Origin of the sequence: uncultured Oscillibacter sp. (assembly GCF_950073225.1) — a bacterium.
Classification (GTDB): Bacteria; Bacillota; Clostridia; order Oscillospirales; family Oscillospiraceae; genus Oscillibacter.
Genome location: NZ_CATMPS010000015.1, coordinates 54,384 through 64,489, shown reverse-complemented (window position 1 = coordinate 64,489; position 10,106 = coordinate 54,384). Strand labels below are relative to the sequence as shown.

Genomic DNA, 10,106 nt, shown 5'->3' with positions numbered 1-10,106 from the left:
TGTCCACCATTTCTATGACCCCTCGCTCATTTTTCCCTCGCTCCAACATATTCCTCACCCCTTACTCCCTATTTTATCATCTTTACATGAAAAAGTCTGCCTACTGGCAGACTTTTTCGACAAGCTGAAAGCCGATCCGGGCCGCCCCATAGGGCGGCCCGGATCGGCTTTGTCTCAAATTTTCGGGGCGGCGGGCTCCTCCGGCGCTTCCGCCAGATGCTCCAGGCTCCGCAGGGCCCGCTCCCGGTCCCGGTAAATGTCAAGAAGAATTTAGACATACCCCCTAGGGGTATGCATGTGAACGTAACACAAGAATCGTCCTGGCGGAGCTGCCGCGGCCGGGGGAATGTGTTACAGACCGCACGGCGGAGACGAAAGGAATAAGGGGCCCCGGCCATAGGCCGGGGGGGTACGTCCCGGAGGAAGGAGCACAACATGGAGCGGGAAGAATTCACGGTCACTTATGAATTGGATGAGAGAATGGTCAACCGTCTTAACAGGCTTACAGAACGGTGGAGGGCAATGGGCCGGGAGATTACGCCGGAAGAGCTGTTCAGCTTCGCCATGACAATGGACGGGGACATAGGCATCAAGAACTATCTGGACGTCGTGGAGCGGTTTTTGAGAAGGCAGGGGGTGTAAAGCATGGCGAGTAAACCGAACATTCGGAGCATCCGCTTTTCTGACGAGCTGGCGGAGCTCATTGACCGGCAGGCCGGGAATACCTTTACGGAGAAATTTGAAAATCTTGTCACCCGGTGCGTCTGGGAGCTTCCGCAGAAGGAGGAAGAACTGAAGCGGCTCCAGGAGCAAATCAGCTTGAAGCAGAAACGGCTGTATGATCTAGAAGACACTGTTCAAAAGCTCCAGCAAATGGAACGGGATATCAAACACCTTCAGCGGAGCCTGAACGATATCATGGGGCGGGCGGAGGCGGTTGTTAAAGCAGCGGAGGAGGATTTAATATACCTGTAACACGATTTAACGCCGGGCCTCCGGGCGCAGCTTGCGCCGGTGTGTTACAATGGGACCGCCCACGGCCTGGAGCCGTGGGCGGGAGCTTATACGAAGGGAGAATAGCCCTGCTGGATAAGCTGAACGAGGCGTTCTGCCGGGCAAAGTCTCTGGTTCTGCAATACGCCCTGTGCAATCCCTGGGACTTCTTCTTTACTGGTACTCTGGATAGAACCAAATTCAACCGTTACGATCTGGACGAGTATCAGCAAAAGCTCTCCCAGTTCATCAGGGACAAACGCAAAGCCTACGGCACGCAGGTGCAGTATCTCCTTATCCCGGAGCACCATGAGGACGGCGCGTGGCACGTCCACGGCCTCCTCTCCGGGCTTCCGGACGGGGTCCTCCGGCGGTTCCGCCGCCCGGAGCCCTGGAAGCTGGTCAACAGCAATTACATGAACTGGCCGGACTATCAGCAAAAATTCGGCCTCTGCTCCCTGGGCCCTGTCAAGCATCCCGTAGCAACATCCTTCTACATAACCAAGTATGTCAGCAAGGAATTGTCCCTCCGGGGCAAGGACGTGGGGAAGCACCTGTATTTCCATTCCCGGCCACTCAAAAAAGCGGAACATCTACTATCTGGTAGACGGCTCCGGCTCCGTCACTCCCCCCTGTGATCACGCCTGGACCGAAACCAATACCACCCCTGCCACCTGCACCGTCCCCGGTTCCAAGCTCTCCACCTGCTCCAAATGCCAGCAGACGAAAAAGGACCCCATTCCCGCCCTGGGCCACGACTGGCAGGTCAAGCAGACCGTCACCACGGAATACGACGATACAGGCCAGCTTGACGTCATAGTGCTGCTCCTGCTCCTTATCCCGGACACGGGGATTCTCCGGGTCCCGAACGCCTTTGAAGGCCACGACCTTGTAAATTTCCTCGCTGTACTGGTGAATGGAGTAAAGAGGCGAAATGCCCATAGCGCAGTCACTTCCCGGAAAACGTTATGGAGTCAAGTACCCTCCGCGGGGCTTCCGCCCCGCTTTTTTCGAGGGCCTCGACCGTGCATATCTCCCGACATTCACCGGCGAGGAAGGTTACAGGCTAGGGTTTGGGTTGGTCCGCCGCCTGGGGCGGAAAAACCAGGTCCCAGAAGTGGAACCAGTAACAGGACTGGCACACCGGAGGGACCGGGGGAACGTCGTGCCCAGGAGGAAAGAGCGGGCACAGGTCGCAGGGGTCCAGCTTGCCGGGGCCCATCAGGCTTTTGCCATGCCGTCGCACCTGCCGTAGCGGTTATACGAGACGTTCACCTCGTCGCCCACTTTCGGCTGGTACGGCCACTGATTGAGTTTAGCGTCCGTGACGAAGATACGTTCGGAGCCGTGGCCTTCCCCCTTTTCCAGGGGATACGTCAGGTAGATGTTTTTACCGCTGACCTGCTTGCTTTCATCCTCTCTTGCGGAGAAGGAAGAGGGTCTGATGCCAATGATTTTCATGTTGCCTCCTGCCTTTCTTCTCTTACGGGGGCTGAGGGTCGGCCCCCCTTATTTGGTGAGGCGGTATGTTACTTGCCCCCGCCTCTTTGGGCAAGCCGACGAATTAAGGAGTCACGGCAATGAACCGATCCGAATGTCCCGATGTTTCCCCGGTTACCCCCGAACTCTGGAACCGCATTCGGGCAGGGCTGAAAAAAACAGCCGGACATGGCTTGTCCAACTGTCCATTTTCAATATACAACTTGCCCGCTCCCGGTCCCACTTCCGGTACTTGACCGGCGTGATGCCGAACTGCTGCTTGAAGGCCTTGGAAAAAACCTGGGGGTCCTGATAGCCGCAGCTCATGGCGATGTTGGCGACGGACGCGTCCGTCAGCGTCAGCTGTTCCTTGGCCCGGGTCAGGCGGAACTGGGTCAAGCACTCCTGGGGGGAGACGCCCAGTATCCGCCGGAACAACGTGAAGAGATAGCTCCGGTTCAATGCCACGTAGCCCGCGATGTCGGAAACCGTGATGCCGTTGGCGTAGTTGTTCCGAATGAACTCCATGGCCTGGTGGATATACAGGTTTTCCCGCTCCCGCTTGGTGAGGCGGCGCTCCGACTCCCGGGAAATCCCCTTGGCAAGGCAGGCGAAAAACCGGCACAGCAGGGACTGGAGCATAAAGTCCGCCTCCGTGTCGGACTTGTTGTAGGTCAGCATGGCCTCCACCAGCTTCAAAAGCTCCCCGCCGTCCTCGCAGCGGAAGGTCAGCTGGCCGTTTCCCAGGCCCAGGCTCCGCAGGCAGCTCTCGCACTTGGCCCCGTCGAAGCCGATCCAGAGGTAGGTCCAGGGGTCCTCCTCGCCGGCCTGGTAGAAGGTCTGCTTGTTGGGCTCGATCAAAAAGCCCTCTCCCTTGTGCAGGGAGAATTCCTGGTCCTCCACCCGGTAGATGCCGCTTCCGTCCAGAATATAGTGCAGGAGATAGTTGGGCCGGACCGCCGGGCCATAGCTGTGCAGAGGCTCGCAGCGGGCATGGCCGCAGTAGCAGAGATAGAAATCGGAGAACTTCTGATACTGCTTTTGCAGGTGCAGCACATAGCTTTCTTCCATCGCGCCTCCCCCTTATCCGTTGGCGTGGATACGCGGCCTTCAGCCGCCGCAGCGTCCGCTGTTTCCGGCGCAGCCGTGGTGGTCCTCTCCGCAGTGTCCGCGTTCCCCGTGGTGGTCGTGGCGGCTGCACCGGACCTCGGCGCTGTAGTTCAGCGTCCCCGCCAGAAGGGCCCGCACCGCCTCGTCCGCCCCGCCGGTGACGCCGCCATAGAGCCGGATTCCCGCCTGGGCCAAGGCCTCCTGGGCTCCCGCGCCGATGCCGCCGCAGATCAGCGTGTCCACCTCCAGCCCGGAGAGAAAACCTGCCAGGGCCCCGTGGCCGCTTCCGGCGGGATCGGCAATCCGCTCCGCGGCAATCCGCCCGTCCTCCACATCGTAAATCTTAAATTGGCCGCTGTGGCCGAAGTGCTGGAACACCTGGCCGTTCTCATAGGGTACCGCGATTTTCATGCGCAACGCTCCTTTTCCAATTTTCGCGGACAGGCCGCCGCCTTCCTGCTTTTTCTATTGTAGCCCGGAACCGGCGGTTTTGCAAGTCACTATGAAACAAGATAACCGCCCATAAATTCGCGGAGGACGCCGCGTTTACCGGCGGCAGTACCGGCGCCCTGGAGGTTTGCCAACTTAAGGGAAGGGCCCCCATTTTGCCGTTGCAAAGAAAAAAGGAATATGTTACCATAAATGTGCCGATGCGGAAACGAAACCGTTTGGGAAGGGAGAGGCACCTATGATACGACAAAAGATCATCTGCGACTGCGACCCCGGACATGACGACGCCGTCGCCCTCATGCTGGCGGCGAACAGCCCGGAGCTGGAGCTCCTGGGCGTCACGGTTGTGGCGGGGAACCAGACTCTGGACAACACCGCCCGGAATGCCTGCCGGGTATTGCAGTGGCTGGGCCGGGAGGATATTCCGGTCTACGCGGGCTGCGGACGTCCCATGGTCCGGGACCGGATAACGGCGGGGGACATCCACGGCGAGACGGGTTTGGACGGCCCGGTCTTCCCGCCTTTGCGCAAAGCGGCGGAGAAGGAACACGCGGTGAGCTTCCTGGCCCGAACGCTGCTGGCCTCGGAAGGAGACGTCACCGTGGTCACCACCGGGCCCATGACGAATTTGGCCATGGCCCTGCGGATGGAGCCGGGCGCGGCGGAGAAAATTCGGAGGATCGTTTTGATGGGCGGCTCCTATACCAACGGAAACGTCACCCCGGCGGCGGAGTTCAACATCCTGGCGGACCCGGAGGCCGCCCACGTCTGCTTCACCTCCGGCCGTCCCATCACCATGATCGGCCTGGATGTGACGAGGAAGGTCCTCTGCTACCCCGCCATTGTGGAGCGGATGGCGAAGGTGAACACCTGTGCCTCCCGGCTGTTTGTGGATTTAATGAAGCATTTCTGCAAGGCGCAGAAGGAGGTCTTCGGCTGGGAGGGCGGCCCCCTCCACGACCCCGTCACCATCGCCGCCCTGCTGGACCCGGCGCTGGTTGCCGTCAAGCCCATGAACGTCCGCATCGACCTAGGCCGCGGGGATTCCTATGGGCGGACAAACTGCGACGCCTTCGGGTACTTAGGCCTCCCCGCCACGGCGGACGTGGCTGTGGACATCGACGTGGAGCGCTTCTGGGACATCATCGAGGGAGGACTCCGCCGCTGCGGTGAAACGGAGGCGGGGGCATGAGAGTTCTCAGCTTCGGATCGCTGAACATCGACTATGTCTATGAAGTTCCCCGTTTCGTGGGGGGCGGGGAAACCCTGCCCGCCCTGTCCCTCAGACGGTTCAGCGGCGGAAAGGGCTTGAACCAGTCCGTGGCCCTGGCCCGGGCGGGACTGGAGGTCCGGCACGCCGGGGCGGTGGGCCGGGACGGCCTGTTTCTCCTGGAGGAGCTCCGGGCGGCGGGAGCCGATACCGGATATGTGGAGGTCCTGGAGGATGTCTCCACCGGACACGCCGTTATCCAGCGGACCCCGGCGGGGGAAAACTGCATCCTGCTCTACGGCGGGGCCAACCGCCGGATCACCCGGGAACATATCGACCGGGTCCTCTCGGACTTCGGCCCCGGGGACGCCCTGGTCCTGCAAAATGAAATCAGTGAGCTGCCCTATCTGGCGGAACAGGCCAAAAAACGGGACATGACCGTGGCCCTGAACCCCTCCCCCATGGAGGAGGGCCTGCTGTCCCTGCTGCCTTCCGCCGGATATCTGATCCTCAACGAAATCGAGGCGTCGCAGCTCCTGCGGGGCCTGGGAAAGCCGGTTCCCGAAGCAGGGGAGGCCCTGGCGGAGGCGCTGGCGGAGGCGCTTCCCTCCTCCGCGGCTATCGTGCTGACCCTGGGGCCTCAGGGTTCCCTCTGCGCCGCCGGGGGACGCCTTATAAGACAGGCGGCGGTTCCCGTCCGGCCCGTGGACACCACGGCGGCGGGGGACGCCTATACCGGCTTTTTCCTGGCCGGGGCCCTCAGCGGGCGGGGCGTGGAATGGGCCATGGAATACGCCTCCGCCGCCGCGGCCATCGCCGTCACCCGGCCTGGGGCCGCGCCCTCCATTCCCTCCCGGGAGGAGGTCCTGGCGGAGATGGGCGGCTGATATGATATTACTTCCGAGTTTTAAGCTCGGAAATAATACAAAACGGGGCGGAGCTGCCGCGGCAGCTCCGCCTCTCACTACTGCACCCGTCAGCCGGGCCTCCGGGCCCGGTTCTTCCGTTCCCGCTGATAGCACTCGTCGCAAAGCCGCCCCCGGTGATACAGGGGCAGGGCCTTTCCGCAAACCTGGCAGAAGCGGATGTTGTTCCGCAGCCGGTGCAGCAGGATTTCGTTGATCGCGTCCGCCACCTGCTCCCGGCTGTCATAGAGACGATCCTCATCTACCGGGCAGCCAAAGGCCTTGGCAAAGGAATAGTAGAGATCCAGCTTCCGGTAATACTGCTCCAGCTCCGGCAGGGTGGGGTCCCCCTCCGGAAGGCCGGGCTGGTCGACGTCCTCCCCCTGCTGCCAGCGGCGCAGGAAGGAGAAGAACAGATCCCGCAGGGCCTCCTCCGACTCGTCAAAGGGGATGTTGGCCGCTTTCAGCTCCTGCTCCCGGGTGAGGGTGAAGCCCATCTCCCGCATTTTGGAGATGATGGCGATATACCGGGTGATGTCCAGCTTCCGGTAGGGCTCCACCGTGGGCATCCGGTTCCACTCCGTCAGCACCTCCAGAAGATCGAACTCCGCCTGAAGCACCAGATCGGAAAAGCCCGCCACGGCGTAATCCAGGGGCGGGACGACTGCCTCCAGCCCCGCCCGGATAATGGGCAGGCCCTGGACAGCCCCCACATAGCCCTTGTTGTACATGCCGAAGCGCCCCGCCCGTCCGGCAATCTGGCGGATCTCCTCCGGCTTCAGCTCCCGGCGTTCCACGCCGTCGAACTTCTCCGTCTCCAGGAAGATGATTCGCCGGATGGGCAGGTTCAGCCCCATGCCGATGGCGTCGGTGGAGACGATATACTCCATCTCCCCCTTTAAAAAGCCCTCCATCTGCCGCCGCCGGGTGGAGTAGGGCAGGGCTCCGTAGATGATGGCGGGCTCCTTTCCGCTTTGGCGGAGGTCCTCTGCCACGCTGAGGACCCCCACCTTGGAGAAGGTGATGAGGGCGTCCCCCGGCTGCACCCGGTGGTAGTCCACGGTGCGGGTCATGCAGATCAGCGGCGTGGTCCGCTTGTGGCGCTCCACCTCATAGGTGTCGCCGCAGCTTTCAATCAGGCGGATCAGCAGATCCTCCGCCTCCGGGGCGGCACAGAGGTGAACCTCCGGGGACAGCACCCCCAGAATGGCCCGGGTCCAGGCGTAGCCCCGCTGTCCGTCGGAAATCATCTGGCATTCGTCGATGACGGCCACGTCGTAGTACCGCCGCATGTCCAGCTTCTCGGCGGTGGCGGCGGTGTGGGTGTCCCAGGTGCGGGCGTCCTCTTCCTCTCCGGTGGTGAGGCTGCAATCCACCCCCGCGTCCAAAAGGGTTTCCTGCGCCTCCAGGGCCAGCAGGCGCAGGGGGGCCAGGTATACGCCGCTGCGGGCCTGCTTGAGGCGCTGGAACCCGGCGTAGGTCTTGCCGGTGTTGGTGCCCCCCAGGTGGAGCGTAAAGTGGCGGCGCATCGCCCGGGCCTCCGGGTATTCGTCCTTGGGGTTCAGGGCGATGAGGAGGGACAGGCTGGTGCGGATGGCCTGGGGCACGTACCACACGGACCAGACCGCCGTCAGCCCCTCCTTCACCAGAAGGTCCGCCGGGAAGCCCGGCGCGCGCAGCATCGGCGAAAGGTCCGCCTCCGGCTGTGCGGTGGCCAGATCCTCCAGCGCCCGCCCGGCGGAGGCCAGCAGCACTTGCGGATACCGGCTTTGGACCTTGCGGACCAGGGGCGCGCCCTCCCGCTCTCCCATCCAGCCCCCGGCCTTGAGAAAGTTTTTCAGCACCATGGGGAGGTTCTTGCTGTCTCCCCGTTCCTCCAGGGCCAGAAACTCCTTCATCCAGCCCTGGGCCCGGGAGGAGGCCAGGCTGCGCCCCTTGGCCACCCCCGGCAGCAGGGCCAGCAATCCCCGGTGAATCAATTTCGCCAATATGGCGGCGTCGGAGGCCGTCTCCTCCAAGCCCCCATCCTCCCAGGCCTGGGACAGCAGCTTACAGGCGTTCCCCGCTCCCTGGGCGGGGGGCTTCCGGGGCTCGATTCTCCGGGCCTGAAAGTGAGGGTGCTCCTCCGCCGCCTTCACCAGCTTTTTGTTCCATATCCGGCGGCGGCCGCTCTCCGTCACCTCATATTCCGGCGGGGGAAGAAGCTCCCGAATCAAGGCGTTGGTCCAGCCCCGGCTCTTTAATGTGGCGGCGGACCAGTTTTTGGCTGGGCGGCGTCTGGGCACGGCGCTTCCCCCTTTCCTTCTCGAAACGCGTCGATTCTTATGGATAGTATAGCCCAAATCCGGCAAATCTTCAACGGCGGATTTTCCGGCCCCGCCGGGGCGGGAGAAATGGGTGGATTTTCCGTCGGATTTATGGTATAATCGGTAATCAATAACGCAAAAAGGGGTATCGACATGGAAAGGGAACCGCACGCCAAAATCATCAGCCGCAACGCTTATGGCGAGGAGGTCTGCGCCGGCGCCGCCCGCATCTCCACCACCGCCGGGGACGCCCAGGCGATCTTTGAAGACGCCCGGGGGAATTCCAAGAACCGGGCCCTCATTGGGAAGGTCCTGGCCTCCGGCCACAAGTCCCTCATTGAGCACGCCGTCTTCACCATCGCCCTGCGGGACGTGTCCGTCTTTGTGGAGCAGTTTTTCATTGAGTTCCGCCTGGCCTCCTTCACCGTCAAGTCCCGGCGCTACGTGGACTTCAGCCGCCTGGGCTACTACATTCCCCCAGAGCTGAAGGGGGAGGACCTGGCCCTGTACCGCCGCTATATGGACGGGCTCTTCGCGGCCTATGGGGACCTTCTGGAGGCCGGAGTCCCCCGGGAGGACGCCCGCTTCCTCCTGCCCTACGCCTTCCACAGCAACTTCTACTGCACCCTCAACGCCCGGGAGCTGGGCCGGCTCCTCTGTGAAATCCGCAGTCGGGGCCGGGACGTCCCGGAGCTGCTGGCCCTGGCGGACGAGCTCACCGGACAGTTGGAAGAGCAGTTTCCCTGCCTGCTTCCCGAGCTTTGTGAGTCCTTCGAAGATGCCCCCGCCGGGGAGGCCTTCCCCCTTCGCTGTTCCTCCCGCGAGCCCGTCTTCCTCGCCCGGGGGACGGCGGGGACTGTCTCCCTGCTTCGCGCCCCGGCGGAGCCCATGAAGCTTCTGGAGGCCGCCCACCGCGTTCAGCACCCCGGGAAGCCTTTGGACCTGGCCGCCCTGTCCTCCTCCCGGCGGCCCCGGGAGCTGGAACAGCTGGCGTATACCTTTACCGTCTCCGGCATCACCCTCTCCGGCGTCACCCACCTGGTCCGCCACCGGATGCAGTCCATCGTCGTTCCCCCCATTCAAAGCGTGGACCACAGCAGGGTCATCCTCCCGGACTCCGTCGCCGCCGATCCGGCCGCGCTGGAGCGGTATCAAACGGCTGTCCGGGACGCCCATGACCGGCTTCTCCAGATCCGGGAGCGCCCCGCCCTGGAAAAGCTCCACTACTACTTTGCCCTCAGCGGGAACCTGATGGACGTCATGACCACCATGAACGCCCGGGAGCTTCAATGGTTCATCCGGCTGCGCTCGTGCAGCCGGGCCCAGTGGGAAATTCGGGATATCGCGGTGGATTTGCTGCGCCAGCTCCGGCGGAGCTTCCCCGAGCTCTTCGGCCGCTTCGGCCCCGCCTGCTTCTCCGAGGGCCGCTGCCCCGAGGGGCGGCTGACCTGCGGCCAGATGGGCGATGCCGTCCGGCGGTTCAAGGATCTGGAAGCCTGAGAAAACCGGCGGGGACCGTGACGGTCCCCGCCTTTCCAACCTCTCCCGCCGCCGGCGCGGCCGGGGACCCTGCCGTGCTTCCGGGGCGGACTGCCGCGGCTTTGGGAAAAATGAGCCGGGTGAACCCTTGCAAGGGCCGGGGTTATCTGCTAT

General features: G+C 62.9%; 11 protein-coding genes. 6 read left to right on the top strand and 5 right to left on the bottom strand.

Features of this window, described 5'->3' with window-relative positions:
- Window positions 1-435: 435 nt before the first annotated feature.
- The 3 genes from Q1M04_RS09165 to Q1M04_RS09155 all read left to right on the top strand — a co-directional run bounded on the left by Q1M04_RS09165 (window position 436) and on the right by Q1M04_RS09155 (window position 1,631).
- A complete protein-coding gene (locus Q1M04_RS09165) occupies window positions 436-642 on the top strand; it encodes a hypothetical protein (RefSeq protein ID WP_297999332.1) in 207 nt (68 codons plus the stop codon).
- Between the two features lie 3 nt (window positions 643-645).
- Window positions 646-975 carry a hypothetical protein gene (locus tag Q1M04_RS09160; protein ID WP_297999334.1) on the top strand — a complete coding sequence of 110 codons (330 nt, stop codon included), beginning with the start codon at window positions 646-648 and terminating at the stop codon, window positions 973-975.
- A 74-nt stretch (window positions 976-1,049) separates the two neighbouring features.
- Complete coding sequence (locus Q1M04_RS09155) at window positions 1,050-1,631, top strand: hypothetical protein (protein ID WP_297999335.1); 582 nt, start codon at window positions 1,050-1,052, stop codon at window positions 1,629-1,631.
- On the opposite strand, the gene Q1M04_RS09150 is transcribed toward Q1M04_RS09155, so the two are convergent.
- From Q1M04_RS09150 to Q1M04_RS09135, 4 genes are all read right to left on the bottom strand, one after another.
- Window positions 1,632-1,811 carry a hypothetical protein gene (locus Q1M04_RS09150; protein WP_297999336.1) on the bottom strand — a complete coding sequence of 60 codons (180 nt, stop codon included), beginning with the start codon at window positions 1,809-1,811 and terminating at the stop codon, window positions 1,632-1,634.
- Window positions 1,812-2,214: 403 nt separating this feature from the next.
- Window positions 2,215-2,454 carry a hypothetical protein gene (locus Q1M04_RS09145; protein ID WP_297999338.1) on the bottom strand — a complete coding sequence of 80 codons (240 nt, stop codon included), beginning with the start codon at window positions 2,452-2,454 and terminating at the stop codon, window positions 2,215-2,217.
- Window positions 2,455-2,607: 153 nt separating this feature from the next.
- Window positions 2,608-3,543, bottom strand: a complete 936-nt coding sequence (locus Q1M04_RS09140) for an AraC family transcriptional regulator (RefSeq protein WP_297999340.1) — start codon at window positions 3,541-3,543, stop codon at window positions 2,608-2,610.
- Window positions 3,544-3,582: 39 nt separating this feature from the next.
- The gene (locus Q1M04_RS09135; protein WP_297999342.1) at window positions 3,583-3,993 is read right to left on the bottom strand and encodes a NifB/NifX family molybdenum-iron cluster-binding protein; all 411 of its coding nucleotides are present in this window, start codon (window positions 3,991-3,993) and stop codon (window positions 3,583-3,585) included.
- Window positions 3,994-4,270: 277 nt separating this feature from the next.
- Between Q1M04_RS09135 and Q1M04_RS09130 the strand changes: the two genes are divergently transcribed.
- A complete protein-coding gene (locus Q1M04_RS09130; protein WP_297999343.1) occupies window positions 4,271-5,224 on the top strand; it encodes a nucleoside hydrolase in 954 nt (317 codons plus the stop codon).
- Window positions 5,221-6,129, top strand: a complete 909-nt coding sequence (locus Q1M04_RS09125) for a ribokinase (protein ID WP_297999345.1) — start codon at window positions 5,221-5,223, stop codon at window positions 6,127-6,129. The genes Q1M04_RS09130 and Q1M04_RS09125 overlap by 4 nt, the downstream gene beginning before the upstream one ends.
- Window positions 6,130-6,218: 89 nt before the next feature.
- Here the strand turns inward: Q1M04_RS09125 and Q1M04_RS09120 are convergent, their stop codons facing one another.
- Complete coding sequence (locus tag Q1M04_RS09120; RefSeq protein ID WP_297999347.1) at window positions 6,219-8,432, bottom strand: helicase-related protein; 2,214 nt, start codon at window positions 8,430-8,432, stop codon at window positions 6,219-6,221.
- A 174-nt stretch (window positions 8,433-8,606) separates the two neighbouring features.
- Between Q1M04_RS09120 and thyX the strand changes: the two genes are divergently transcribed.
- Window positions 8,607-9,953, top strand: coding sequence for an FAD-dependent thymidylate synthase (thyX, locus tag Q1M04_RS09115; RefSeq protein ID WP_297999349.1), 1,347 nt, complete (start codon window positions 8,607-8,609; stop codon window positions 9,951-9,953).
- Window positions 9,954-10,106 lie beyond the last annotated feature (153 nt).

Excerpts from the sequence above, each read along its gene's own strand:
- Q1M04_RS09165 (WP_297999332.1), top strand. The coding sequence starts at position 436 with ATGGAGCGGGAAGAATTCACGGTCACTTATGAATTGGATGAGAGAATG.
- Q1M04_RS09160 (WP_297999334.1), top strand. The coding sequence starts at position 646 with ATGGCGAGTAAACCGAACATTCGGAGCATCCGCTTTTCTGACGAGCTG.
- Q1M04_RS09150 (WP_297999336.1), bottom strand. The coding sequence starts at position 1,811 with ATGACGTCAAGCTGGCCTGTATCGTCGTATTCCGTGGTGACGGTCTGC.
- Q1M04_RS09145 (WP_297999338.1), bottom strand. The coding sequence starts at position 2,454 with ATGAAAATCATTGGCATCAGACCCTCTTCCTTCTCCGCAAGAGAGGAT.
- Q1M04_RS09140 (WP_297999340.1), bottom strand. The coding sequence starts at position 3,543 with ATGGAAGAAAGCTATGTGCTGCACCTGCAAAAGCAGTATCAGAAGTTC.
- Q1M04_RS09135 (WP_297999342.1), bottom strand. The coding sequence starts at position 3,993 with ATGAAAATCGCGGTACCCTATGAGAACGGCCAGGTGTTCCAGCACTTC.
- Q1M04_RS09130 (WP_297999343.1), top strand. The coding sequence starts at position 4,271 with ATGATACGACAAAAGATCATCTGCGACTGCGACCCCGGACATGACGAC.
- Q1M04_RS09125 (WP_297999345.1), top strand. The coding sequence starts at position 5,221 with ATGAGAGTTCTCAGCTTCGGATCGCTGAACATCGACTATGTCTATGAA.
- thyX (WP_297999349.1), top strand. The coding sequence starts at position 8,607 with ATGGAAAGGGAACCGCACGCCAAAATCATCAGCCGCAACGCTTATGGC.